Source organism: Bradyrhizobium manausense, from assembly GCF_001440035.1.
Taxonomy (GTDB): domain Bacteria; phylum Pseudomonadota; class Alphaproteobacteria; order Rhizobiales; family Xanthobacteraceae; genus Bradyrhizobium; species Bradyrhizobium manausense.
Map to the genome: position 1 here is coordinate 305,490 of NZ_LJYG01000108.1, position 25,139 is coordinate 330,628.

A 25,139-nucleotide genomic window follows, 5' to 3' on the forward strand; every position below is an offset into this window, starting at 1 on the left:
GGTTTGTTTTTCGACGGCGCCGGCTCCGTCCGCTTTCAACGATGTCAAACAACGGGTGGGCACGTCAGTGGTCAGCAGCAGCAGCAGCGCGGTCCTGCCGTTCCTTCGGACCTACAGGTTCTTCACGTCAGCCCACGACCGGGCGCGCGACGCCGGATGCTCAGCGCTGTAGATGCCGTAGCCGACGAACGCGGCCACCGCGACGACGGTTGCGACAAGCACGGTACCGACAAGTACACGTGCAGCGGTCAGGCCGAACGCGAGAGTTACGAGACCGGAGAGCGCGGCTAGGATGAGTAGGAAGTGCAGCATGGTAGTTTCGTCCTTTCCTTCGTTAGCTGACGACGACAGGGGGCGTGATCTCGGACTTCCGCGGTCCTGCCGGGGCGTCAGCATCGGAGCATGTAACGCCAGTAGATCGCGAAAAGGCGATCTTGCACGGTCCGGTCAGGATCGGTCGTGCAGCGCTCCCAGTAGAAGCGGCGGATATGATCGAAGTGATACATCGTCTCTCTCCTTCAGCCCCCCGCCGTGCTGGCGCGTCAGCCGCTACTGCCAGCAGCCTGCACGGCCCGGCAGATCGTTTCCGCAGCTATGCACTGCCGAAGCGCTTCGGTCAGGTGGGCCTTGGTCTCGGCCACCAAGCGCAACGCGTCCGGAACGTCGGCCTCGTGAAAATCCAGCGCATGGGCCGCAGCACTGGCGGATTGCGCGGCGTGCTGCACGGTGACGTCAAGCGCATCAGCAACGCGGCGGGCAGCGTCGAGCCCGGCCCATATCGACACTGTCGGCGCCGGTCGCAGCGGTCGCGGTTCTAACCGAACAATCTTCCTGTCGTCAGACATCAGTTCCTCTCGCTGTTAATCATTGCCAAAATATCGAGCGCGGCAGCGACGCAAATTTCACGTCTCACGGCGCTGTCGTGGATGAAGTTTGCACGCCGCGCGGCCTTCTCGATTCGCGCGGCGATCTCGTCGGCAAGCGGGTCCGTGAGCACTTCGGCCGCCGTGCGCAGGATGGGGACGCGCCTGCGGTTATTCACGTTCCCACCAGAAGCCACTGCGCACGTGCGCGTCCGTGTCGCCTGCCCGCTTCGCGAGATCGGCAAGACCGGCTTCCGCTTCAACGCGCGTCGCCTGCCGCAGCGCTTCGAACTTGGCCGCCCGGTCCCGAAGCATGCGCTTGCGCCGAAGTGCGGCCTTCAGAGCCTTCACGCGAGCACCTTCCTTGCGGAGTACCGCGATAGCGAGCCACGTTCGAAGCTGTTCGTCTGAGGCGTGATTGAAATCGCTCACCATGACCGGTCCTCCGCGTTGCGCTTCGCCTCGCGCGCTTCGAACTCCGCGACCGCCTTACGCGCCTTGCGGCCGAGCACGGCGTAACCGGCGATGCCGGCCAGCAACACCGCGATGCTGCTGAGATGGATCAGGCTGATCAACGTTGGGGCGGGCATGTGCGTATCGCCTCCTGTCGCAAGCGGTCGAAGTAAGCGCTGTCGACGAGATCGCTCCGCACCGTTTGGTGAAAGCTGATCTCTTCGGACACGGCGCCGGCTAACGCGTGCAACTGATGCACAGTCAGACTTGCTAGTTCGGGGTGACGCATGTGCACTCCTATTTTCGGGAGGGGTGGTGCGGCTGCCGGGGATGCCGCTAGCGAGGCTACAACCGCCCGCCGGTCTCTTCGGCGAGCACGAACTGCAGACGCTGTCGGGCTTCCTTCACGCGCAACAGTGCGGCCCCAAGCCGGTCCCGGTCCTGTTCGGACATGCCCTCAATGAGGGTCAGCAGTTCGTCGACCGTGTTGATGCGGTTGTGCGGACCGTAGTCGAGCACGTGTTCAGCAACGTAAGTCGCGCCTAAGCCGACATCGCGGATGAGCGACTTCAACGCGTCAGTCACGTGTGCACCGTGCCGCTGCCGAGCAGATCCGTGACAGTGACTGCTAGTGCGATCGGGGCTAGCGTGAGGGCGATTTCGGGGTACCCGGCTTTGAGGCCTATGAACGCCAGCGCGCCAGCGTTAAACACGAGCGTGCCGAAGATCGTTGCGGCGCGTTTCATGGTTCAGTCCTTTCGGTTTGCTTCGCGTTCGATTGAGATTTCGGTTCGGGCGCCCCAGACGCTCACGCGCATGCCGAGCGAGGTGGCCAACGTGACTTCGACTTTTCCGCTGGGGGTCCGGATGCCGCGGCTGACGCTCACGACCGTGTTGCGGGTCGCCGGCAGGTAGTCGCCCTGCCTGAGGTGCTGCGCTTGAACTCGTTGCTTGCAACCCGACGCTGTCGGCGGTTCGTTGCTGGGGTCCTTCGGGAACATCGTGCTCACGCTCCGTATGCTGCAATGACGCCGTCGCCAGAACGGGGACCGCGGGAAGCGAAACCGCGAGCGCGGCGAACAATCGCCATATCCGCCGCGGAAGCCTGACGCGCGCACTCGGCCGATACCTCGCCACCCCACGCCAGCGGCAGCCTGCCAAGCTCGGTCACGACCAGATTGCGCTTGACGGCCCAAGGGCGGCGGACCTTGGCGACCACGTACGCGCCGTCCTTGCTGAGCCAAAGCAGGTTGCTATTCGGCAGCGACAGGGCCGCAGCGGCATCGAACGTCATCGCGACGGCGGCGAACTCGACCGGGGCTGTGAAGTTCGGGCGGCTGGTCATGTGGGGGGCTCCGTATTTTTCGTATGCATCAATTACGAAAAACACGGAAGGCGTCAATATCCGTATGCAACAATTCTCGAAAAGAATTTGGGCGGCCCGGGGGTTGACACGCGAGAATTAGCGTGCAAACGAGCTTTGTTGTATTCGAGAAATAGGGGCTTTAACGGTGGCGGAGAAAAAGAAGGCTCGCGGACGCCCGGACAAAGGGGACGATGCGCTTGTCCCGCTGTCTTTGCGGGTCACGGCAGCCGAGATTGCCGAGCTTGACGCCATCAGCGCGCAAACCCCGGGGCAGCCGTCGAAGTCCCAGCTTGCACGGGACGCTTTCCGCGCCGGCCTGCCGCTTCTCAAAAAGGCCGCACGCAAATAGCGAGCTTCGCGCTGCCCGGCTCTGCATTGTGGGTGCTGTCCTAATTAGGACAGCCGATCTGGCAGATCAGGACACTTGCGGATCTTCCGGACCGGATGGTGGCTTTGACTTCTCAATCGCCTTGCGGACTTTATGGAGGTCCAAGAATAGCAATGGCGAATCTAGCCTGGGCGCTGTCCTAATACGGGCAGCCCCCGCCAAATCTGGTACTGTCCTAATTAGGACACCCGCAGAGGGGGATTAGGACACTCCGCTCCCTAATGCATCAGGGAGCGGAAAAGCATCGAAAGGGAGTCGACCGTCAGGTCCCGATTCTTTTTCAGGTAGTGGCACACGTTGTAGAGGTAGCCGAAGTCGTAATCGCGCGGCTTCGGCTCATATGCCCAGCACAGCCGATATGACAGGTCGAAAGCCAGCATCTGATTGTGGAACGATTCGTAGAAGATCGGAAACCGGATCATCTGCTGGCTATCACCATAGCTCAAGCCGAGAACCTCGCCCGTCTCGACTTGCTCCAAGGTCCCCCACTGGCTGGCTTCAAATTCAACGTCCGTCACGATGTCGCTCTTATAGAGGGCGTGAAGCATCGCCCCAGCCCGCTTGTAGTGGTCGGGGTTCTCTGAATCCAACAGAACGGCGTATTGCCGGATATTCTGGCTAAATTCGCCGTGCGCGAAAATCACGCGGGCCTTGTCGATGGTGTGCTTACAAGGAAAATCCTGAATTGCCGCAGCGGGCGCCTTTTCAAAGTGCGCCGTCACGTAATCCACAAAGAAGCTTTCGTCTTCTAAACTCTTGAAAACACCATTCATATCGCAACCCTGCGGCGAATCGGTCGCAGGGATTCCCGCGACCAAGATTTCTGCCATAAAAAAAGGCCCTGCAGAATGCAAGGCCTTCTCCGAACTTAGTGCTTGATGGAAGGACTATTTCTTGTCGAAAAATGCGTCCTTGACCACCTTGAATGCGCTTGGGGCCTCAAGAGGGTCCCGGATCTGGTCATTCAGATAGTTACACGGATACATGCGGACGAAGTCGTCGCCCGCGGGGGTCGGCGCCGGTGTCTTTTCCGATGTCTTGGCCATGTTCACGCTCCGAATCCTCATCCTCTACCTTCGCAAAAAAGTCTTAACACTTGATTCGCAAAGGAATATGACGCGAAAGGGGCTTCCTCCGCGTCATCCTGTTGCGAACAGGATACAGACATTTGCCGGGTGGTCAACAAAAAAGGTCTTGACAGCTTACGAATCTGTAATCCCGTTGTTTTGACAGCAGAATCAAAAACCGTAACCATGCAATCTATGCTTGCGACCATCCTCGCGAGTCAATGCGACTCAAGTAATAAAGTTTCAAAAAATCTTGGTGTTGCACAGAAGGCTCACGCCAGTACGGTGTACTGACGCTGCCCGTTGGTGTCTGTGATGTAGGTGGCAGTTCAAACTTTTCCACCATCGATTACGCGGAAATTACGAGCGACGCGCGCCGGCTTATTCGGCTCCAGCGGCAGCACCGCGTCAATCAGATCCCCAATTGTCCAGACCCGGTCCGCAACGCCAATCGCGACCGCTGGCGTGGTCCGCAAGGTATCATGGACGCGGCAGAGATTGTAGTGGGCAACGTACAGGCTGACCGCCGCGGCGTGGTTGGTGAGCTTCTTTGAGAAGCCGTTGGTGAGGCGGGCGAAAGGTTGCCATCAGAATTGGACAAACCTTCGTCGTCCATCCGCTCCTTGAGGTCGGCGGCCTTCTCAACGAAGCGCGCCGCCACGGCCGGATCGGAACTCGTCTTGGCGAGCTTTAGTAGCGTCGCTGCTACCTCTCGGGTGTTCTTTGTAACCACGGCATTCCCTACGCACTAAATTTGCGCAGGTAAGATTCTGGAACAGCCGACTCCGTTCCGAGACTTTGTGCAAAAACGCACACAAGCGATAATCAGGACACTTCCCAGATCAACTTAGGACACTGGGCGTCAAATACGGACAGTACCCTTCGCCGTATACGCAAGGTTGCGCGGCGGTTGACTTATTGCCGAGTACCCGGGAAAGTTCGCACTGCCTTTTGAGCGTGGCGGCTTCAGGTTGGTTGGTTGGAAACAGGACGGCGGTGGCCCGGATGTACGGTCGCCGCCGTTCTGCTTTCCGGCGGCCTGCACTACGGCCCTTTCCACCGGATGTCCCCGCGGAGCGGCCTTTTTCAATCCTCCGCCCCTCCCCGCGCCATCGCAGCCAACTCCGGCGGGATGGGAACGCCCGCCTCCGTCAGCCGGTCAATGGTCATACGCGCAGCTCGCGGGCTCAATAGCCTGGGTGCGCCCGGTGCGGCGTCGCGCGGCGGCCTAACGCACTCCGGCGGCGGCTCTCCGATCCATTTCACTTCGCCACGCTCAACGGCAGCTCGCAGCCTGTCAGCGTGACGCTGTGCCGGCGACGCGGGCTTGGACGCTGGCAACGACACAAGCGCGGGCGAGTGGGCTGAGGAAAAAAGGCCGCGTTGTTCGATAATTTCCGCGCTGATAATCACTGCGGAAATCTGAAGCAGCTTGCGCTGAAGGCGTTGCAACGAACCAAAGTCGTCCTCGCCATCTCCGAAATCGCCCTGAAGCCGCACGACCAACCGGCACGCCGCCGTATGCAGCACGTTCCATTCCGAATGCATCCGCGCAACTGGCGACAGCGCGAGCGCAAGCGCGTCGGCGGCGTAGAGCGCGGATGCGTGCGGGTCTTCCGCAAGTTTGGCGCTCGCGCGGAGGGCCTGAACATAGCGCGCGTGACAGAACGTCGGCGCGTGTTCCCAAGCGGGAATGCACCCGAACACTTCAAGCACGAAATCGGAGACCGGCGGCAGCTCGCGCACGACGGTGCTGCGGTCCTCGACGATCGCAACCGGCAGCGCGTCACCGCGTTGGTCCCTCGCCGCTTCGCGTTGAGCGGCTGCGGCTTCGCGCTGTTGCAAGTCAGCCCGCGCCGCTTCGGCGAGCGCGTCACGATACGCAAACTGCTCGGTGGTCAGCGGCCGGCGCTTGGTGAGCGGCGCGGACTTCTCGCGGCGATACTGGGCAAACTTGACGGCAGCTTCCGCGTACGCGGTCATGGGTTTCTTTCAAATCATAGCGCCCTAGTCTCTCCCGGCCCGCCTGTTAAATCAACATCCCTGTTTTGCACGGTACCCGCGAAAAAGCCTATAAAAACAGGGGGATTTGTGATTTCGTGTACAGCGTATACTTGACCGGCGGGCGACAATGTCGGTAGGTTGCCCTTCCTGCCGACAGCATGGAGCAAGATGCATGAAGCGCACAACCGCGAGCCCCCCCGACAACGCTGGGTCCCCTTTCCTCCCCGCGACGCCTGCACCTGCCCTACCACCTGGTCAAGAGTGGTTCACGCCCGGCGAAGTCGCAAAGCTGTTCCCGGCGCCAGCAGAGCCTAAGAAGTTCGCAGCCTGACGCTGTCAGCACTGCGGCAACCCTGCGCCAAGAAAGAACCCCGGCAGCGCCATCGTTGCCGGGGGTCGTCGTTTAGCGGGTCAGGTCCAGCGCCCTAGCCGGCAGAAAAATGAGCTCCTGTTTCGCACGGGTTAGTGCTGTGTAGACGGCCCTCGCGTAGTCCGGCGGGCCGCCTTCGCTGCATACAACCACGACACGCGGCCACTCACTGCCTTGCGCTTTGTGAATTGTGCGAGCCCAACCCCACGACGCGAACACCGGGCCGTGCGGTTCTTTCAGCAGCTCAATCTCGGCAGTAGGGTCGCCGCGGTTCGCGCGCTTCACCCGCTCCCAATGCGCCTTGATCGCGTTGCGGTCGGGGTTCTGCACGGCGGTAAGCAGCCGCAGTCCCTTGGTGCTGGACGGAATGTCGGTGCCGTTGATGATGCCGGCAGCCCGCACGTTGTCGCGGGCGGTTACCAGCTCGTCAGGCAGCCCCAGCGGCACGGCGCGCGGCTTCAGGAAGTCGTTTATCGCGTCACAGAGCGCGCGGGTGTCGCACAGGAACACGTCACTGCGCTGAGGACGGTACTTCGTCACGCCGTCCCAATACTGCACGGCCTCCGTGGTCAGGCGGCAGTGTTGTAAGGTCCCGCCATTGCGCACGTAGTATGCGGCCTGCACGATCGCGCTGCCGGCGGCTTGCCGGTGAACCTGCGTGAGCAACAAATCCGGCTGTATAACCCACGGGCTGTCTTCGACCGGTTGAAGTTGCCCCGGGTCGCCGAACGTGACGATGCGCAGATGGTACAGTCGAGCGGTCTTCTCCAAGTCAGAGCCGATGCGCGCACCGACCATGCTGCTTTCATCCACGACGATAAGGCGCTTATTCGCAAGGTCCGCGTCCTTCAACACCCACTCCAGCGTTTCGCCGTCGTCATCGCGGGCGACGACCTTCGGGACGCCGTAAATGATGCCGTGGATGGACGACGCGTCAGGGAATCCTTTCTTGCGCAGCACGAGCGCGGCCTTCCACGTCGGAGCCACCACAGCCACGTCATCCATTGTCAGACCCAAGCGAGCCACGAGCGGCATGATGATTGAGGTCTTGCCGGTGCCCGCGAGCCCGCCAATTGACAGCCGCAGCATGTCGGAGCGTGAGTGCCACCAATAGGCAGCGTTGCTGACGACGTGCTCTTGGTCGGGCGAGAGCACTAGCGGCGGAAGAGGAGGTGGTGGTGGTGCGAAACCGGATGGGGAGAAGCCCGAAGGCGCGGGTGCTGTAGCCCAAGGCAGTCGTGAAAGGTCGTCCATAGCGCTGTACTCCGCGAAGACGAAGCCGCGAGCCGACGTCAACAGTGCCGGGTCTCGTGCCTCAGTCAAGTTGCGGAACGTGCAGCGCGCTCTCGCTGTCGTTTCCTTGCCGTTGTTGGTACCACGTCGCGAAACACTCGCAAGTCCGGCGACACGATTTATTTTTACCCGAAGCCTCTGGGCTCGACGCCGACATTATCGGTCAGCATCTTCACGGCTTTTGGCGTGACCGACCAACGCAGTCCGCGGTACGTTCTGTACCGCTTGACGTTGCGGGGGCGCATGCTGTTGAGCCACTTCTCGAAATTGCCGAAGCGCCCGAACATGTCGCGGATGCTGCTGAGCTTGCGCCATGCGTCGCCAGCGTCGAAGGTGTCGCATCCCTTAGAAATGGGTACGAGCAATCGCAGTATCGGGGCGTCCCACGGCAAAATTCCGTGTGGCTCCACGGGCATCGCCATCAGCTCGCGCGCCGTTTTGGGTTTGCGAAGCATTGTCTTAGTCCTTCACAAAATCGGAAACCGCGCTGTTGCTCGCGGTCACGAGCGCGCGCTTCATCTCGCGAATGCGCGGATAAAACCCGAAGTGCTTGAACGTGATTGCGCAGCACAGTGACGCGGCGTCGGTCTTGGTCTTCGGCACGGTTTGCTTGCCGTCGCGGGTGCGGAGCACGAACAACGCGCCGCCAGCACCGTACTTGTGGACCGTGGCGCCGAATAGCCGCAGCGCAGTCAACGCGTTGGCCTCGCTGTCGGGCACGATATTGCCATTGACGCCGCGTTCCCATGGATCAAACAGCGCAAGCAACTCAGCTTCAGTTTTGAATTTCATCGGCGTCACGAGGGGCACGGCGTTCTCGGTGGTCGTGTGATTGATCATTGCGGGCGTCCTCAGTGTGCGGCCGGCGGGGCGGTGAAGCCCGAAGTGTTGGCGGCGAAGGTCGCGGCGGGCATACCCATCAGCTTGCCCTTGTCCACCATGTAGAAATGTTCTGCGTTCGGTCCGGGCCATTTCCACACGTTGCCTTTGCGGGTGTGCTCCGGCGTTGCCCCGGTATCGCGGAGAGCGCGACCTAGCTCTTTGCCATCATGCGGCGCGCGATTGCCGAGCAATTCGCGGATTGCCACCGTCGTAAGGCGCCCACCCTCTTCCATCAGCGGCGCAACCTTGTCCGACAGTTCATCAAAGCACGCGGGCTTGCGCAGATACTGAGCTTGGTGGTCCGCCTGCTCTGCCATCGCTGCGGTCTCGCGACGAAGGTTCATGAGCCCGCGACATTGCGGCCCGTCTTCCTTCGCAGCCTCGCGCGCTTCGGCGATCAGTGACGGAAACTCATAGGTCAGCTCGTCCAGATTGATCAGAGGCACGCGAACCTTGATGGGCAGAAAGCGGCGGTTGCCGGTATCGTCGGCGAGCAAGTTGACGTGTGCTGCATCGATCGCGTCGGCGAACTTCTCGTAGTCGCCGTCAAACTCCGGCGGGTTCTGCAAGTTGGACGTGCCGACGAAGATAAAGCGGCGCTTGATGGTGACGCTTTCGCGACCGTAGGCCTTGCGCGCGGTGTCGGAGCGCTTTGATAGCGTGTTCTTGACCTTGTTTACGTCACGCTTGCCAAGGCCCAACAGTTCGGCAAGTTCGGCCACAAGCTTGCCCTGCGTCTGCTCAATCAGCACTTTCGGGTCAGCGTCGGGCGCAACATCGCTCGTGAACGCGTCGGCGAAGAACGTGTCGGCGAGCGCGCGGAACAGCGACGTTTTGCGGTTGCCCTGCGTGCCGATCAAGATAACAACTTCATCAAGGGTGCAGCCCGGGTAGAGGATGCGCGACGCCAGCCCTTGCAGCATCACACGGCCGCAGCGCGACACGTATCCATAGAGCGGATGCGTTACCGGGTATCCAAGATACTCAGGCAACCACACGTCCAAGCGGTTCGACTTCAGCGGGTTGACGGTGAAGTCACCCAAGCGGGTCACGGCGCTATCGACTGCGTTACGCATCGCGTTAGTGAACAGAACATCTTCGATCTTCTGCACGTTCGGGTCAAAGTGCTCGCGGTTGGCAAGCTCAGAACGCGCAAGCACTGCAAGCTCGGTCGCGACGCGGTTATAGCTCCAATCGACGCGGAAATTGCCGTCTGCGTAGGTGATGACGGGGCGGTCAAAGAACGCATCGTGGTAGGTGTTGTGGATGCCGGCGCTGTTGGCGAGCATGAGGATGTTGTTTGTGTTGCTCGCGGCGATCTTGCCTGAATTGTTCACGATCCAATCGGCTTGATGGCCCGACGCCTTGACGGCCTGGTGCACTTGCGCGACCGCGGTTGCCCAACCCTGTGCAGGATTGCCCGGGTCCGCCTGCAATTGCTTGCGCACCATTTCGGGGAAGTCGGTCCAGAAACCGCCCAACGCCTTCGGCGCCGGCTCGCGCAACCAGTCGAGCGCGGCGGTGGTTGCTTCCACCGGCAACAGATCTGTTGCGGGACGGAACAGCGCAATTTTCGTCGCCAGCTCTGCGCGCTTGACGGCGGCGCCGCGCCCCTTCTCTCCGATGGCGCTAATCTGGCGTTCGATCTCGACCGCGAGCGGGAACACCAAACCCCACGCAATCCAGCGCGCCTCACTGTTGGGCAACAGAACCGGGTTGATGGTTTCCAGCGCGGCGCGGAAAGCGTCATCGTTTACCTTGCCCAGCGGGGCTAGCACGTCGTTCATTTGCAGATGGCCCGACCGAACGGCCGGCAGGAAGCGCGATGCAATTTCGATCTTGCCCGCGTCAACGCGCACGCCCCGCGCCAACTCGGCAAGGCGCAAAAGCAAGCGGCTGCGGTACTCGGCTTTCATGTCGGCAGGGACGTGCAGACCTGTGGGGTACGCTGCGGTGGGTACGGCGCCGGCCACGGTGATGGGCGTAGAGAAGTTCGGCGCGGCGGGCCCGGCAGCCGGGAACACGAAGTCCGCGATTGGCTGCGCTTCGGTTTGCGTGGTCGCGGCGTTGGGAACGTGCGGCGCGGCCCACGGCAATACAGCAACGGCGGGAATGGAGGTGGCCACGGACTGCGCAGCTTGTGCCATCGGGGACCGCGGCGGTGCGGCACCTGCGAAGTCATGGGCGGTCGGTACTGCGGCGACCGTGGGGACTGAAGAACCGTAGCCGGCGGGGTTCGCGGACGTGTTGCTGCCGGCGCCGCGCATCTCGCGGAGATACATCGCAGCGATGCCGTTGCCCTTGTTCAGGCCGTGGGTGACTTGCTGCTCGTAGTGCGGCGCGCCTTTCAGCTCGGTGACGCTGTCCAGCTCTTTGAGCGCTTCCACGTCGGTCACGATGCCGCTTTCAATCAGTGCGCGCCAATAGCCGGCAGCGGCGAATACGTGCGTATCGCGGCCCGTGGCGCCCGGCTCCATGATCTTGCGCGCCTTCGCCTTGGCGAGCTTGCGGCCCTTTTCCACGAGAAGCATTTTCTCGGTACCCATCAACTCGGCAGCCGGCGGCAACGGCGCGTAGTCGTTGGCGTCTTCCTCGCGCGGCTTCAACACGTAGCCAACCAACGCGAGTGCTTCGATGATTTTGGTAACGAGCGTATCCCAATCGATCACGGGCAGCTGCGACACGGGCGGCAGCTCGCCATCCCAGCGATACGGCTGCCCGGTTTGCGGGTGGATGCCCTGCGCAACAATCTGCCCGTTCATAATCAGCTGGACTTTGAATTCCGGCCTCGCTGGGTCCAGCTGACTGCGGAAAACAAGGTCGGTGCCCTTCGTCGGCAACTCGATATTCCCGGCGGTCATCGCGAGGCGGGAGAGCGCAACGAAGCCTTTCTTGCCGTAACGGAACGGCGTTCCGGCGAGCGCTTCGCGAACAAGCTTTTCGAGCGCAGACACGGCGGCCGGGTCGGTCGCGTCGACGTCGATTGCCAGCGACTTGCGTTGCGACATGCGCAAGCCGGTGCCGCGGTTGGTGCCGGTCAGCCAGAAGGGCGTCTCCTCGGCGAGCGTGGAAGTCCGCCAGCTCGGAAACGTCCCGCCACCGTTGTTCGCAGGGCGCTTGCCGGCGCCGTCACCATAGGCGGCGGTTTCTTCACGGTGCGAGATGCAGACGGGGTCATAGCCCTTGCCGGCGTAGTGCTCCGCCCATTGCAGGCCTTCCGGCTTCGGCACGACCGGCACGACGCTTGCGGCCCCAGGGAACGCAATGACGTTGCCGGTCGCGGCCGGTGGTTCCGCTGGGGCGGAGTTGGCTGCCGGGAAGACGAAGGCGGTATTGGCTTGGTGCACTGCGTTTGGCTCTCGGTTGAGGCCGCCGCGCAATCGTGCTAGGAATGGGGCGTTCGCACCTCTGGGTGCGCGACCCCTCGCCTAGCAGCCCTGCGACGGCTGCTTTGGTGATTAAGGCCTTCGGGATTGCCGTCCCGGGGGCCTTTCGTCGTTTTACGACTAGGGCCCGGCCCCAACACGAGCGATACTAAGCCCGCATTTTCCGTTCGCAACGAGAAATAGTGTATACGGTACACGGACTTAGGGGCGGCTATCGCTGTGTAAGTCGTTGACGGATAACGGTGTAACTTTGCGCGATACAGTAAAACGCAGTAGTTTTGTCCTGCCAAACAACGATCTTTGGTATTTTATCCCCCTCACGCCGCTGTGCAGAACGCTGAGCAGCGACAGGCAACCCCCGGATCGCGGTCCCGGCGCTGCCGGCGGGCCTGTGAACCCTGTGAACCCTAATTAGTGTGACATTCAAACAACAGCAGTCATGCGCTTCCGGCATACCGCGTTTTTCGGGGTCCGGTTTGTTAGTTTGGGTAGGTAGCTCGCGGCGTGAACCCTGCCGGCCTTTGTGAGCCCTTGGTGAAGGGTGGGGAGGACCGGCAGGGTTCACGCCCTAAATGCTTTGTTTTGCAGGCTTTCCGCCGCTCTGTGAACCCTGTGAACCCTGAAATGGACTACTAGAGGAGAATAGGAATAATACCCGGGTAATAATATGGTTACTATTTGTGCCTTAGTATCTACCAAATAGAGAGTGGGGAAAGTAGGTCCGAGCAGGGTTCACAGGGCTCACATCGGTCCCAACTGCCTGGTTTCATTACGAAATCCGTGAAGGTGACGTGCATTCACGCACGGTTCACCATTCACATCCTGGGTTCACAGCGGTATGTGCCAAACGCGGGTCTAGTCGGTTAGGACCAGCAAGCCCGGCACGGTCGCGGGCCCGTCACTTGTCAGGGTCGCCCCGTAGGGCTGCGGGCGTGCGTAGGACGCGGCTGCGGTGGCGATGACGCGAGCGGCCTGTAGACGTGGCGCCATAGCCGCCAGCCCCGCCCACCCGATTGGACAGGCCAGCGACGCGAGCACGAGCAAACGCCCGGTGTCCCCGGCCATCAGCTCGCGGGCAACCTCCTCTGCCATGGCGGCGCGCATGCGATCTAGCGCGGCGAGCGCGTCAAAGTCTTTCTTGCGGCGCCGGGCGGCGGTGGTGTGCTTCTCGATGCGGAGCGAAGCGGCGAACAACAGCTTGCAGGCGTCGGCGACCGCTTCGGCCCAATCGTCGGGGATGCCGGCGGCCCGGAGCGTGGCGGACGTGATAGGCATCTCCGCGACCCCAGCGGGTTTCAGATCGCCCACACGGCCGTCATGCGCGAGCCTAACGAGCCTGTGCGCGACTGTTTCGAGAGGGGCGAGCGTGCAGTTCTTGACAATGGCGGGCAGCGACGTCATGCGCGAGCGTCCGAGGGCCTCAGAAGGTCGTCAACGCCATCGGACATCGCCCCCTCCTCCGCCAGCACCGCCGCCAGCTTCTCTCGCATGTCCCTGTAATCCTGCCCAGCGTCGGACTTGTTTTCGGACTTGTCGATTTGACCCGATGTTAGCAACCTCCAGCGCTGCGATGGCGTGAGGTCCCCAACGGTCCGTTTCCGCCCCGCCGTCTGCGCAATGCGGACCGCACGCGCAAGCCCCGCGTCTGCATCAATCGCGCTGCCGATCTCGGCGGGCTCCAGTTCGACCTCTGCCGCGGCTTCGTCCAGCGGGAAGCCCTCGCGCAACGCCGCTAGAAACACATCCCTGCGACGCCGGGCGGCTGCCGGCCCCAACAGACCACCCAATGCGGGCGCGGCGTTAGGCGCGTCCTGCTCCAGCCACGCCAGCACGAGTTCGGGTCTGACAGGCGAACCGAACGGATGTGCGGGTTTACCGACGAGTGCGGCGAAATCTACGACACGGGAGGTCATGCGATTATTGCACCGATTTGCATGAAATTTGCATAGCCAGTTCGCGCGTCAGTCGGTTCGCTTCCGCGCGCGTCTCACAGCGGCGCAACGTTTCGCCATGGCAGACGACACGATAGCAGGACGCTTCTTTGATGATCTTCAGCTTCGGCGCGACAGCAACGCCGCGCACGGTCAGGCCTTGGCGCCGAGCCGCAGCGAGCAATTTATCGAGATCGCTGGACATCGCCGTACCTCTGCACCCAGCACTCTGCGAAGACACGCATTGCGGCTTGCGCCTTGCGTTCGGTCCTGCATTTGTGCAGCACTTCCAAACCGCGCACGACGTAGCGTCGGCGGACGTAGAGACCGCTCGCGGTTATTGCTTCGTCGATTTCAGCCTCAGTTGGTATCGACATCAGTCGCCAATCTGCGCCAGTATCAGCCTGCCGGCAGCCCGCTCGGCACTAGCGCGGTCCTTGTATCTAGCGATGGCGCGACCGCCGCGCATGACGCGAAAGCCGCGGCCGAGCAGCATTTCGACAATGCGGATGTCATAGCGAGCCATCAGCGCGGCCTTGCGGGCTTCCAGCCGCGCCGCGATGTCGGCCTCGTACCGCCGCGCCTCTGCGACAACACCAGCCTCGATTTGCCGCGCAAGCAGTAACCGCGCCTTCGCTTCAGCCGCCTCGCGCGAGCCGTGTTTCGACACCAGCGAGGCCCCGCGATAGACGGCCGTGCCTTTGATCCAGATGTCACACACCACCGGTGAGACTCCGCAGCGCTTTGGTTCGAATATGCGCCTCCGCGTCTTCGCGCGTAGCATGGGACGTTCGGGGATACTTCCGTGCAAAAATCACCCAGAAGCTCCCGGACGTGGCTTCTCGAACTGTCAACTGCAGACGCTCAATTGCCGCGGCGATGTCGTCTTCTGTCGGTTCCTGTCTCTCCGAAAGCTTCGCAACCGGTGCCGGCGGCCACAGCACAACACGGCGTCCGGTCGCGTGGTCGGTGACGCTTACTGCGCGCTCCAGAACGGCGTCGTCCAGCGCGTCAGGGTGCACGGTCTCGCCGCTGCTAAGCAGTATCTCGTAGCGCATGTTGCTAACGCCGCTCCACGCACTTCCGCCGCATCTGCGCCCATTCGTCGAGGTCGTCCCGCGAGTAATAGAGATAGCCGTTCACGACGCTGTGCGCGGGACCGTTGCCGCGCTTTGCGTGCTCGGCCAATGCGTGCGCGGTCATGGCGAAATGCCTCAAGGACAGATACGACGCGGCCTCTTGTTTCGTCAGCATACGACGCACCACCGTTCCTTGCCGGCGTCGTAGCTCAGCTTGCCTGCGCCAACCTGCCGGGCTAGCCAAAGCTTCAGCGTCTCGCCTCCGCCGAAAAGCTCGCGCAGGGCAGGTTGTTTGATCAAAAGGCCGACGCCGAACCAGCTGTCCAGCGAATGCAAGACGTCCTCTATCGCGGCGAATGCAGCGCGGTCGTCTATCTCTAACAATCCGACGTCGAACGCAGTTGATGGCGTTATACGGAAGCGCTCGCGCGGCGGCTCCCCACCGACGCTACACGTCATGCGACCGCGCGCTGACTGATCGCGAAGCCAATCTTCGATGTTGCCGAAGTTGCCTAGCGTATCGCGAACGAAAGGGTCCTTGCAGATCGCGACCGGTGAAAAGTAACCGTAGACAGGTTTGCCGTCGGCTATGCGCTTCGCGGCGATGGCTTCGAAAATCTTACGGTCGGTGTAGCTGAGTTCAGTGCTGCGCATTCCAGTCGCTCCTTGTCATTGAGTACACCCAGCTATCGCGGGGCGCGTCGCCAAGTTGTGGCCGCACGATGTGGCCACGGATCAGACCTTCAGTCCGAAAACCGAGGCGGTTGTTCAGGCGCAGCACCAGTTCGTTTTGAATGTCGGTGAACCCCCAGACCCGGCACACGGTCGGGAGTGTCCAAAGGTACGCCAACAGCGCACGAAGGAAGTCCTTGGCACCGCGCCGTGCAGCCCGGTCGCGCACCATGCCGAAGCCGATTTCGACCGCGTCATACTTGTCGGGCTCGATCGCGGACACGGCGACACCAACGATCCCCAGCACGCGTTCCGGTTCGTCGTCGCGGATCAGCGCGAACGTGTGCGAGTTCGGTCCGCCTGCGTTGCCTTGAAGCTTCGCGATGTGCTGGCGCGTTTCGGACTCGTCAACATGCGTCTTGAACGAAAGATGGCGCGACACCTCCGCGTCGCCGAAATATTCTTTGAACAGTTGCGGCGCATCGGCGACCGACAGAGGCCGAAGGCGCATACCGCCTACGCGGAGATCAAACAAGCTTGCCATGGGATGCCGCGCTCATTGCGCTTGGCGTGTGTTCGTACTCGCCGCGGGTCGCTACTATCCCGGCACCGCCGCTGCGCTTCATGATCCGGCCAGACGGCACTTCGACGCACATAAGACCACGGATGCAAAGCAGCCGCAGTTCTTCGTTCACGTCGCGGATGGCGCGTTGCGTGATTTCGGCGATCTCGACCGCCGTGAAACCGTCGAGCCAAATATCGGGATGCGTGAGTTCTTCCAGCGTCTTTCCGGTCAGCGCGTCCATGTCTTTCCCTTCGTGAGACACCGGACCGCGCTCCTGACGGTCCGATGCGTTGTCGACGGTGCCGGTCAATCGGCGCGAGGTACGCGGATATTCATGAAGGCGCCACCGAACTGGCCTTTCGTGATACCCGCATTGATGACCGACTGCGTGTCCGCGTGCTTCGAATTGAAGTTGCGCTTGGCGGGGTCCATCGCTGCGTAGTGATCTTGTAACGCACGGGCCTTCAGTTGCGCGATTTTCTTGCCCACGCGCTTGTCACGCGCCATCAAAATAGGTTTGGTGACGCGTCCCGATTTATCGGTGCCGGACACGAGACCGGAGAACAGCCCCACCGCCTCCGGGTCGTCGACGACTTCGAAATACTGGCGCTTGGCCGCCGCGATTTCAGTTGGCGTATCGTTGACGACCCGGAATTCGAATGACGAAAACCGGTCCTTGATGTCCTGCGGAATGAACAGCTTGAGTTCCCTGTTCAGCGTAAGTCCGCTGATGATGCTGTCGATGTCCTGCGCCTTCGAAAACGGCGACAGATGCGCCATGGCGTCGCCGGGGCCCGGGGGTTCCGGCATCGCGGCCGGCGGGGTCGGGATTAAATTGGGGCTAAGGCCAGAAAACGGGTCTTTAGGGTAAGTCATGGTATTTCGTATCCTTTCCATGTCTCAGTTGAACGTTGCGCCGTGTGGCGTTAGCGGTTGCCGCGTTGCTGACGCAGCCGGGTCTTTTCGACTTGAACGAATGACGCTTCGGCCTTCGCCAGCAACGCCTTCGACGCAGCGTCGCCGCGTTCCGCAGCCTTTGCGACTTCGCTCATGGGCCCCTTGATTTGCCGTGCCCATGCCTCGCGCGAGGCTGACGGCAGGTCGGAAACTTTCGATGCCTTTTCGAGACCGCGCCCACCGGTCGGACGTGGGTCACCAGCGCCGAGTTGCGGTTCCTCGCGATGCGCTCGCCGCGATGTGGGCCGCGGTGCCGGTTCGTCGCCCGCATCGTCCGCGTCACCATCATCCGGCAATGCGTAGTCAGCAGCGCTCAGGATTTCGCGCGCGAGACTGTCTGCGGTCTCGTGAGCCTGAACGAGCGTCAGGTCCTGCGACACGGTCGACATTACGGTATTGAGCTTCGTGCGCAGCTTGATGCTGGTCGCCGCTTCGGGCGCGAGCTTGATAATTGCTGCCCGCACGTCGTCGGCGGAAAATTTTGCAACCGGCGCGCTGGCGATGTTGGCAATCTCGCCCGAAATCTTCCGCGCTTCGGCGGTGTCGCCGTTGGTAACTGCAGCGTCGAGCTTGTTGTTCAGGTCGTTCAGCTGTTGTTGGCGGAATTGCGCCATCGTCGGGGTGGTCATGTCGGTATCGGTCCTTTCAGAAGTTCAAATCGGGGAGTAGTGGCGGCAACGGCTCAGCCGGCGGCGGTCCTGTGGCGCTATTCGCGGGCTGCAGCACGGCGGCGAACTCGCTCAGCTGCGCCACGGCAGCACGCACGGTCGCCACAGCGTCCGCTGGTAGCGCCTGACCGCGGAGCATGGCGCGGAACAGTTCAGCACCGGCTTCTGACGCTGTCGGCGCTTCCCAAGGCAGGCGCTGCGGCTTCACGGGCTTGGGCTGCCGCGGACCACACGCAATCGAGTACGCCAGCCGTGGCGTCGGCATACTCCACGACACCGGCAGAAAGGGACCATTCGCCTTGGCGATGCGCACGCGATGGCGGCTGATGAATTCCTGAATGGCGGCTTCACGCGCGTTCAGTTCGGCCGCCAGTGACTTCGCGGCGTCGTTCAGTTCGGCCTCGCGCTTGGCGTTAGCTTCACGGCCGGCGGTAATCTCCGCATGAAGTGCGGCGCGTTCGGCAGTAATCTCCGCTTTGGCTGCCTCCCGGTCCGCATGTAGCGTCCGCCAGCCGTCTGCCAGTGCTGCGTACTTCGCGTTCAGCACATCCTTGGCGCGTTGCGTGACCGTGATGCGCTCGCCTTCGTCGGTTACGATCTCCGCCCCCGGCCCCTTGCGTGGGCGGAGTTGTTTGATGCGCTGCCTAAGCGAGGTTTCGGGGCTGGAGACCGTGACCGGCGGCGCCGCGGGGCGCTTCGGCTTGGCGAGCTTGAAGACGTAACGGGCTGACACTCCGAAGCGCTCTGCGATGGCTTCGGCGCTCTCCCCGGTCACTTCACGGCGCGCCATCGCCGCAGCGATCTCCTCCCGACGCGTCTTGTCGAGCTTTGCTGGCCTGCCGCGGGACGTGACGCCGAACTGCAGCGCCACGGCATGCCGGCCCCCGGTCATTTTGTGCATAGCGTCGATTTCGTTCATGCCTGCACAAATACGAAAACCCGAATGGTATGCATAGGTAGTTTTAAAAATATTTTCACGTATACGTTGTGTACGCGGTATACAGTTCATGGCTATGAACAAAAGATTTATTTTGTTCGTTCATGGCGCAGTTCACTGAACTAAATCTACGCTTTCCCCGAAATTCGGATTTACGCGTTTTCGTTTTCGCGGAAAGGACTGCATACCGTGGACTCAATCGGTGGAATTATCAGCGGCGTTGGCGGGCTGGCGGGCGGCAAAAAAGGGGCCGACACCGCGCAGCAAGGCGCTGCACAGGCCGCCGCTGCCTCGAAAGAGATGTTCAACACGGGCGTTGGTTTCGAGGCTCCGTGGATAGCGCAGGGCGCCGGGTACCGCGCACCGATTAACGACGTGCTCTTGGGTGGCACGACCGGCTCCGGCACTTACGCGGGCGGTGGCGTCACGACAATGTCGCCGGGCAACTGGACCATAAACCCGCAGGCCTCCGGCTTCATGCAGGGCGCGTCAAACCCGTTCATGCCGCAGGCTAACGCCGGTACCCCGGCCGGAATGTCACCCGGTACCCCGCTCCCCGGCGGTTGGCAGGACAGCCTTAGTTTCCAGCCCGCCGCAACTACTACGCCCGCTGACGCGACCGCGACCACGACCGCGCCTAGCGGCAGTGCTGTGCAAGGTACCGCGTACACGATGGCGAACCCCATCAACGTCACCACCAGTGCAGCGCCGTCATTCGCCTCGACGTCGGGCGGCGCGGGCTACGGCACGGTCGGTCTCGGCCGGGTCAATCTCGGCTTCAACCCGCTCGACTTCAATTCGTTCGCGGCCAGCTACCAGATGTCGCCGGCTGCGCAATACCAAATGGGCATCGGCGACGCGGCCGTGAACAACAGCGCCGCGGCCAAGGGCGGTCTGCTTTCGTCGGCCGACCTCCGCAACCTCATGACCACCAATCAGGGCATCGTCAGCCAAGACATGTTCAAGCAGTACGGCGCGGAGCTTCAGGGGCAGCAACAGGATTACAGCCAACGCCTCGCTTCTATGGGGCTCTTGCAGTCGCAAGAGGCCATGGGCGCGAACGCGTCGAACGCGGTCATGAGCGGCGCCTCATCTTCGGGCGCCTCGCAGGCGTCTGCCATCAGCAGCGGTGCGAATGCTGCGGCGGCCGACTACGCGAACATGTTCAAGGGCTTTGGCAACCTCAATCTTGGCGGCTCCGGCTCCGGCGGCAGCGCGTTCACCTCTTCGGTCGGTTAAGCGGGAAAGTACGGCAATCATGGCTTGGGATAACGACGTCGCCGACTATGGCAGCACGGACAACGGCGGGACCGGCGGCGCTGCGGACTGGAGCGGCATGTTCGGCGGTGGCAGCAACGACGGCGGCAGCTCGCCCGTAAGCGGCTGGAGCATGAACCCGGCGCCGGCCAACGACCCGACGCCGTCGCTTGCTGTCCAGAACGACACGGCCGCGCCGAAGCAGGTCCCGGTGTCCGTGAACCCGGACGCCACGGCGCTGCCGGCGAATGCGCAACCGACCGAAGGCACGCTTCCGAACGGTCAGGTCACTCCGAACGCGCAGCCCGCGACCGGTGTCGCCGACAACAGCCTCGGTCTCGATGCAGAGACGAACAAGCGTTTCGAGCAGGCGCGGCAGCAACGTGACGCGGACATTGCGCGCGCCGAAGCAAAGAAGGCGGAAGCACAGAAGTTCATTCAAGAACACGGTGCCGACGCGGGCGGTAGCGGCGACATGCTGACCAACCTGCTCACGGGTGGCGGCAAGATGATTAACGGCAAGTGGTTCACTCGCGCGCAAGTCCAGCAAGGCGTCAAGGATGCGCAGGCGCAACTGGACGCAGCCAACGGCAACCTTCAGAAATCATATGCCGCACGCGCGAATGACGGTCTCGTGCGCTCCACGCTCAAGACCGCTGGCGTTGACATCCCGGATGGTGCAACCCCAGAGCAGTCTGCTTCGATCGTATCGAATACAATTCACAACGCGCTCGACAAAGGCGACTATGCCACAGCCTATTCGGTCTGGCAGGCGTCAGCGTACTTGCCCGGAGAGCAGTTCAAGCAGGTCCAGAAGGACTTCGCCGGTCCGATGTCTGCGGCAGCTGCGACCGTCTATGATAAAACGAAAAACGCCGTTGACGACCTGAGTAAGGCGGCTTCGCAGGGCGTTGCCAACATTCCGGAGAGCAACGGTCAAACGAAATGGCTGAACGAGCGCGACCGCGTCATTAACGACCCTTCAATGCAGGGCGTGTTCAAGTTGTTCAACGTCGACCCGCACAGCATCCCGAAGGACCCGGATCAGGCGCGCAAGTTCCTGCAAGGTCTCGACCGCGGCAAGTTGAACATGCTGCGGGACAGCGCTGACGCGTACAATCGGACCTACGGGCAAGTCGCCGACATCAAGGACAAGGATCAGGCCGTAGCGGTCACGGGCAGCTACACGAATTCGACCGGCGACGCGATCAACGGAACGCGCGCCGTGCAACTCCCGCACGGTCAGACCGGCGCCAAGCTCGGCAGCGGCTTCCGCGATCTCAACTCGGTCACCGAGAACAGCGCGCTTGCGTCCACGGAAGGCCGCAAGGCGGTGGACGAGATACTGAAGCAGCCCGAAATCTCCGGCATGCTCAACAAAGCGAAGATGGCGGAAGACTTCTACAAGACCGCCATGAATATCGACAACTTCACGTCGTCGGCCGGCGTCGCCATGGTCAAGGACGAACTTGGCGGCATCGGTCGAGACGTCGCTGAGAAGTCGGCAGCTGCCGGCAGCGTGGGCCTCACGCAGCAGTGGTTCAAGTCCATGGGCGGCGTTGAGGGGTGGTCGAACAAGGCGGCTACGGAACTGACGAGCCTGCAGAACGCCTATGACGATTGGATCAAGGGCGACAAGAGAGGACCGGCACCCGACACGCGGAAGTATCTTTCTGACAGCACTATCGAGGGTATTCAGAAGATTGCGGCTTTCAAACAGAAAGTTGCGCTGGAGCAGTTTGACCAGCGCGGCGGTGACTTCGCCACTGTCGCAGGTCGCAGCCTGTACGGTCTCAATAACCTGCCCGTCAGTGACGCGGTAAAGGACAAGCTCCGCGACAAGTACCGCGAGGGCATGAACGATACGCTGTCGTCCATTGCGTCGCACCCGTACGTCATGCACGGCGACGAACGCGTGATGCTGCCGAAAGACAGCAATTACGAAGGCGCTCGCCGTGACGACTACAAGCCCAAAGCAGACACCACGACCGCGCCCACGGTCGAAACCGGCGCTGCCGCGGCTCCCCGGCCCGACACTCCCACGGGCAAAAGCTACAACATGCGCGCTTATGTCGGCGACGGCAGCAAGCCCGCATCGCCGGAGCAGAGCAGGTACGCAACTGACGTCGTGACCGATGCCGGAAGTGCCAGCGCGAAGCTTGGTGCGACCCCGAACATGCAGCGCAACATCAGCATGGCTGCGGTCGCGGCTGCCGAGCTGAACGGCTTCGACGCCGGCAAGGCACTCGGCAATGGCACGAGCGCATATAAGTTCGGCACGACCGCCATGCAGCATGAAGAGGTGCGCAAGGCTCTCGACAACCCTAACCCGAACGTGCGCGACGTCGCTAGGGCCGCGGTTCTCGCATCGGGTGCGGAACTGACGCAGGCGAACGTTGACAAGGCCGAGGACATCGTTCGCCGCAGGACCGGTGTTGCGGCCGCACAACCCACCGCTGCACCGCAGGCCGCCACGCCGGGTACCACGCAAAGCGGTAACGCGTCTGCTGCACAGACTGCCGGACCGCGCGGCCCCGTTACGCAAGCGCAGGTCAATCTCGCTACGATGCATATCGAGAGCGGCAACGGCACAGTGCCGGACAGCCCGGGTTCGAAGTACCACGGTCTTGCGCAGATGTCGGCGCAGGAAATGCGCAAGTACGGCGTGACTGATCCGAACAACCGTCAGCAAGTCGAGATGGCGCTGACGCTAAAGGCGCAGGACGACGGCGCGGTACTGACGAAGCACGGCGTTCCGAACACGCCGGCCAATCGCTACCTAGTCCATCAGCAAGGCGAGGCAGGCGCTCCCGCACTGTTGGCCAACCCCGACGTTCCGGCGTGGCAGGCCGTGCGGCGGTTCTACGGCAGCGACGCGGTGGCCAAGCAAGCGATTTGGGGCAACCTCCCCGCCAGCGCCAAGCAGCAGTTTGGCAGCGTCGAGAACGTCACGTCCAAGAACTTCACCGATTGGTGGACCGCTCGCTATAACCGCGAACTGGCGCGCGTTACCGGCGGCCCGGTGGAGCCCGAACCCACACCGACCGGCCCCACGCCTTCGGCACCTGCCGGCGGTCCCGGTATCAGCCCCGGTCCGCGCTCCGGCGGTGCTGCGGTCGTCAGCACGCCCACGGCGGTTCCCGGCGGCTATCAGCAACCGGCGGCTCCGACGCAATCCGCGCCTGCCGGCAGACCTCGCGCTCCAGTCTTCGCGATGCCGGCTGCTTCGGAGCCCGTGCAGCCTCAGCCCCAAGCCCCGGCCACAGCGGCAGCCCTGCCCGTGCAGAACGCGTCCATGAGCCCGGAAGCAGCTGCCGCCATTGCAGAGACGTACACCAAGCAAGGGCTGCCCATCCCGCCGGAAATCTACGCAGCTGCACATTTGACGCCGACGGCTCCCGCGGCTCCCCGTGCTGGCGAACCCGGCGCGCCTTCGGTCCCGATCTCGCAGGCCGAAGTCAATCCGAATGCCGCTCCCATCAACCCGGGCTACTACGCGGAGGAAGCGGCCAAGAACGAAGCCGAACGGCGCGGTATCCGCAACGCCGCGGAGCTTTCGCTTATGGCGGCTACCGGCGGCGTGGCCGGAGCCGCGGAAGCTGCACTGCCCGCTGCCGCAAGGTCTGGCGTGGCAGGTTTCGCGGCGCGCACCGGCATCAACACGGCCGCCAACGCTGCTGGGGGTGCCGTCGAGGGCGGCATTGAGGCCGGCGCTGAGGAGTACGGCAAGACCGGAGACCTCGCGGCGGCAACCAATGCAGCGGGTCATGGTGCCGTTGGTGGCGCTGTCGGCGGTGCTGTTGGCGGTGCGGCCGGTCACGCGGTCGGTACCGCGGCCGGTAAGACAGTCAGCGCCGCAGGTTCTGCGCTTGAAACGGTCATGCAACGCGGCACGAACAAGGAACTGGCTACCGCCGGCAAGACGCTGTCGGAGAACGGTCCGACGATCACCGACCGGTCGGGCAAGCAGATCACCAACCCGAACCACGACCCGGATGCGTACGCCGCCGCGCAAAAGACCGCCAGCGATGCCGGTCACGAGCCCGCGAAGGTGCAGAAAGCCTATGAGGACACTCAGGCCTCGCGCAATCAGGTGGCCGTACAAGATGCGCTCGCCAAGGAAAAAGCCGACGTCGGCGCGGGCTATGAAAAGCTCAAGAGCGACATTGCGGAAAAGGGCGTTGGCGCACCAAAAGCGCAGCAGAAGCTCCCGGACGGTCCTGCGTCGCTCGTAGGTAAGCCCGGGAGCAACGTGCCGCAGGCGTATGCCGAGCGTGCTGCGGAGGCTGAAGCCAACATCACGCGCCCGGCCAAGGACTGGAGCGAGAAGTGGGACCACCTCAAGGACGAACGCTCGCGGTTGCTCACCGAAGCTCGTGCGGCCCGCGGCGGTGCGAACCCTGATCCGCACGCGGCCGGCGCTCTTGATGCGCTTGCCGACAACATCCGCGAACAACAGGTGAAGGTCGCCAACCACGTGTTCGGCAAAACGGAAGGCCCGAAGCGCATCAAGGAATTGGAGGCTCTGGACGTTCGCTATGCGCGCGTCAAGAACATGTCCGTTGACGACATGGCAAGCACGATGGCGGCGGGTGGCGAGAAGGCCAAACAACTGCGTCTGGACTACGCCGCGGCCGTGGGTGGCGAGAAACAAAACAAGGCAGCGATGCTTGCGTTTGACCAACTGGGTAAGGCGGAGAAGATAGGCAAGGTTGCGGGTAGCAACGCGGCTACGTATTCCACGTGGGCCGGCGCGCTGGGCGGTGTAGGCACTGCGGTGTGGAAGGCCGCACAGCTAGAGCCCACGGCCGCGGCTGCCGCGCTCGCGGGTGCCGGCGGACTTATCGTCGCAAAAAAGTTCATCCCCAAGTTCCTCGCATACCGCGCATCAGGCGGTACGGACACGTTCGCGCAAGCGCTCATGAAGGACCGCGAGGCCGTCAGCGCCATCAAAGGTCTTACTGCGGCACGCGCCGGAAGTGTGATCGGTGCTGCGGCGGG

31 protein-coding genes and 1 pseudogene are annotated in these 25,139 nt (G+C 62.5%); 3 read left to right on the top strand and 29 right to left on the bottom strand.

Annotation, left to right across the window (positions count from 1 at the left end):
• Positions 1–111 precede the first annotated feature (111 nt).
• The 9 genes from AOQ71_RS31455 to AOQ71_RS31485 form a co-directional block, all read right to left on the bottom strand.
• Positions 112–312, bottom strand: coding sequence for a hypothetical protein (locus tag AOQ71_RS31455; RefSeq protein ID WP_157083707.1), 201 nt, complete (start codon positions 310–312; stop codon positions 112–114).
• A 230-nt stretch (positions 313–542) separates the two neighbouring features.
• Positions 543–845: a hypothetical protein gene (locus tag AOQ71_RS31460; RefSeq protein ID WP_057755299.1), complete on the bottom strand. Its 303-nt coding sequence runs from the start codon at positions 843–845 to the stop codon at positions 543–545.
• Positions 845–997, bottom strand: coding sequence for a hypothetical protein (locus AOQ71_RS31465; RefSeq protein ID WP_205668277.1), 153 nt, complete (start codon positions 995–997; stop codon positions 845–847). The genes AOQ71_RS31460 and AOQ71_RS31465 overlap by 1 nt, the downstream gene beginning before the upstream one ends.
• A gap of 37 nt (positions 998–1,034) precedes the next feature.
• A complete protein-coding gene (locus AOQ71_RS45515; protein WP_157083709.1) occupies positions 1,035–1,298 on the bottom strand; it encodes a hypothetical protein in 264 nt (87 codons plus the stop codon).
• Complete coding sequence (locus tag AOQ71_RS45520; protein ID WP_157083710.1) at positions 1,292–1,453, bottom strand: hypothetical protein; 162 nt, start codon at positions 1,451–1,453, stop codon at positions 1,292–1,294. Before AOQ71_RS45520 ends, AOQ71_RS45515 begins: the two co-directional genes overlap by 7 nt.
• A 208-nt stretch (positions 1,454–1,661) precedes the next feature.
• On the bottom strand, positions 1,662–1,889 hold the full coding sequence (locus AOQ71_RS31475; RefSeq protein WP_157083711.1) for a hypothetical protein: 228 nt from the start codon (positions 1,887–1,889) through the stop codon (positions 1,662–1,664).
• 8 nt (positions 1,890–1,897) lie between these two features.
• Complete coding sequence (locus tag AOQ71_RS45525) at positions 1,898–2,062, bottom strand: hypothetical protein (RefSeq protein ID WP_157083712.1); 165 nt, start codon at positions 2,060–2,062, stop codon at positions 1,898–1,900.
• A gap of 3 nt (positions 2,063–2,065) precedes the next feature.
• Positions 2,066–2,317: a hypothetical protein gene (locus AOQ71_RS31480; protein WP_157083713.1), complete on the bottom strand. Its 252-nt coding sequence runs from the start codon at positions 2,315–2,317 to the stop codon at positions 2,066–2,068.
• 5 nt (positions 2,318–2,322) lie between these two features.
• Positions 2,323–2,661, bottom strand: coding sequence for a hypothetical protein (locus AOQ71_RS31485; RefSeq protein WP_057755314.1), 339 nt, complete (start codon positions 2,659–2,661; stop codon positions 2,323–2,325).
• A 166-nt stretch (positions 2,662–2,827) separates the two neighbouring features.
• Between AOQ71_RS31485 and AOQ71_RS31490 the strand changes: the two genes are divergently transcribed.
• Positions 2,828–3,031, top strand: coding sequence for a hypothetical protein (locus tag AOQ71_RS31490; RefSeq protein ID WP_057755317.1), 204 nt, complete (start codon positions 2,828–2,830; stop codon positions 3,029–3,031).
• A 257-nt stretch (positions 3,032–3,288) separates the two neighbouring features.
• Here AOQ71_RS31490 and AOQ71_RS31495 read toward each other — a convergent pair whose 3' ends face one another.
• From AOQ71_RS31495 to AOQ71_RS31585, 20 genes and pseudogenes are all read right to left on the bottom strand, one after another.
• Entirely contained in the window at positions 3,289–3,900 is a 612-nt protein-coding gene (locus tag AOQ71_RS31495; RefSeq protein WP_057755321.1) for a hypothetical protein, read from the bottom strand.
• Between the two features lie 57 nt (positions 3,901–3,957).
• On the bottom strand, positions 3,958–4,116 hold the full coding sequence (locus AOQ71_RS45530; protein ID WP_157083714.1) for a hypothetical protein: 159 nt from the start codon (positions 4,114–4,116) through the stop codon (positions 3,958–3,960).
• A gap of 350 nt (positions 4,117–4,466) precedes the next feature.
• A pseudogene (locus tag AOQ71_RS50450) lies at positions 4,467–4,715 on the bottom strand (transposase); the annotation flags it as partial.
• A 508-nt stretch (positions 4,716–5,223) separates the two neighbouring features.
• Positions 5,224–6,120, bottom strand: coding sequence for a hypothetical protein (locus AOQ71_RS31500; protein ID WP_057755324.1), 897 nt, complete (start codon positions 6,118–6,120; stop codon positions 5,224–5,226).
• A gap of 424 nt (positions 6,121–6,544) precedes the next feature.
• Positions 6,545–7,765, bottom strand: a complete 1,221-nt coding sequence (locus tag AOQ71_RS31505) for an ATP-dependent DNA helicase (protein WP_157083715.1) — start codon at positions 7,763–7,765, stop codon at positions 6,545–6,547.
• Positions 7,766–7,929: 164 nt separating this feature from the next.
• Positions 7,930–8,259 carry a hypothetical protein gene (locus tag AOQ71_RS31510; protein WP_057755330.1) on the bottom strand — a complete coding sequence of 110 codons (330 nt, stop codon included), beginning with the start codon at positions 8,257–8,259 and terminating at the stop codon, positions 7,930–7,932.
• Positions 8,260–8,263: 4 nt separating this feature from the next.
• On the bottom strand, positions 8,264–8,644 hold the full coding sequence (locus tag AOQ71_RS31515) for a hypothetical protein (protein WP_057755332.1): 381 nt from the start codon (positions 8,642–8,644) through the stop codon (positions 8,264–8,266).
• 11 nt (positions 8,645–8,655) lie between these two features.
• The gene (locus tag AOQ71_RS31520; RefSeq protein WP_057755335.1) at positions 8,656–12,033 is read right to left on the bottom strand and encodes a VapE domain-containing protein; all 3,378 of its coding nucleotides are present in this window, start codon (positions 12,031–12,033) and stop codon (positions 8,656–8,658) included.
• A gap of 894 nt (positions 12,034–12,927) precedes the next feature.
• A complete protein-coding gene (locus tag AOQ71_RS31525) occupies positions 12,928–13,473 on the bottom strand; it encodes a hypothetical protein (protein WP_057755338.1) in 546 nt (181 codons plus the stop codon).
• Positions 13,470–13,985, bottom strand: coding sequence for a hypothetical protein (locus AOQ71_RS31530; RefSeq protein ID WP_057755340.1), 516 nt, complete (start codon positions 13,983–13,985; stop codon positions 13,470–13,472). Before AOQ71_RS31530 ends, AOQ71_RS31525 begins: the two co-directional genes overlap by 4 nt.
• A gap of 4 nt (positions 13,986–13,989) precedes the next feature.
• Positions 13,990–14,208 carry a hypothetical protein gene (locus AOQ71_RS31535; RefSeq protein WP_157083716.1) on the bottom strand — a complete coding sequence of 73 codons (219 nt, stop codon included), beginning with the start codon at positions 14,206–14,208 and terminating at the stop codon, positions 13,990–13,992.
• A 171-nt stretch (positions 14,209–14,379) separates the two neighbouring features.
• Positions 14,380–14,727, bottom strand: coding sequence for a hypothetical protein (locus AOQ71_RS31545; RefSeq protein WP_157083717.1), 348 nt, complete (start codon positions 14,725–14,727; stop codon positions 14,380–14,382).
• Positions 14,717–15,061 (bottom strand): hypothetical protein, encoded by a 345-nt coding sequence (locus AOQ71_RS31550; RefSeq protein ID WP_057755352.1) that lies wholly within the window; start codon positions 15,059–15,061, stop codon positions 14,717–14,719. The genes AOQ71_RS31545 and AOQ71_RS31550 overlap by 11 nt, the downstream gene beginning before the upstream one ends.
• Before the next feature lie 4 nt (positions 15,062–15,065).
• Positions 15,066–15,257, bottom strand: a complete 192-nt coding sequence (locus AOQ71_RS31555) for a hypothetical protein (protein WP_057755355.1) — start codon at positions 15,255–15,257, stop codon at positions 15,066–15,068.
• A complete protein-coding gene (locus AOQ71_RS31560; RefSeq protein WP_057755357.1) occupies positions 15,251–15,736 on the bottom strand; it encodes a hypothetical protein in 486 nt (161 codons plus the stop codon). The genes AOQ71_RS31555 and AOQ71_RS31560 overlap by 7 nt, the downstream gene beginning before the upstream one ends.
• A complete protein-coding gene (locus tag AOQ71_RS31565) occupies positions 15,723–16,298 on the bottom strand; it encodes a GNAT family N-acetyltransferase (protein ID WP_083514624.1) in 576 nt (191 codons plus the stop codon). Before AOQ71_RS31565 ends, AOQ71_RS31560 begins: the two co-directional genes overlap by 14 nt.
• On the bottom strand, positions 16,282–16,560 hold the full coding sequence (locus AOQ71_RS31570) for a hypothetical protein (RefSeq protein WP_157083718.1): 279 nt from the start codon (positions 16,558–16,560) through the stop codon (positions 16,282–16,284). Before AOQ71_RS31570 ends, AOQ71_RS31565 begins: the two co-directional genes overlap by 17 nt.
• A 65-nt stretch (positions 16,561–16,625) precedes the next feature.
• Positions 16,626–17,195, bottom strand: coding sequence for a hypothetical protein (locus AOQ71_RS31575; protein WP_157083719.1), 570 nt, complete (start codon positions 17,193–17,195; stop codon positions 16,626–16,628).
• A gap of 50 nt (positions 17,196–17,245) precedes the next feature.
• The gene (locus AOQ71_RS31580; protein ID WP_057755366.1) at positions 17,246–17,905 is read right to left on the bottom strand and encodes a hypothetical protein; all 660 of its coding nucleotides are present in this window, start codon (positions 17,903–17,905) and stop codon (positions 17,246–17,248) included.
• Between the two features lie 16 nt (positions 17,906–17,921).
• Positions 17,922–18,863: a hypothetical protein gene (locus AOQ71_RS31585; protein WP_057755368.1), complete on the bottom strand. Its 942-nt coding sequence runs from the start codon at positions 18,861–18,863 to the stop codon at positions 17,922–17,924.
• Between the two features lie 207 nt (positions 18,864–19,070).
• Here AOQ71_RS31585 and AOQ71_RS45535 point away from each other — a divergent pair, with 207 nt between their 5' ends.
• Positions 19,071–20,120, top strand: coding sequence for a hypothetical protein (locus AOQ71_RS45535; RefSeq protein ID WP_157083720.1), 1,050 nt, complete (start codon positions 19,071–19,073; stop codon positions 20,118–20,120).
• A 19-nt stretch (positions 20,121–20,139) separates the two neighbouring features.
• Positions 20,140–25,139 (top strand): hypothetical protein (locus tag AOQ71_RS31600; protein WP_430648663.1); only part of this gene is annotated, 5,000 nt, incomplete at its 3' end.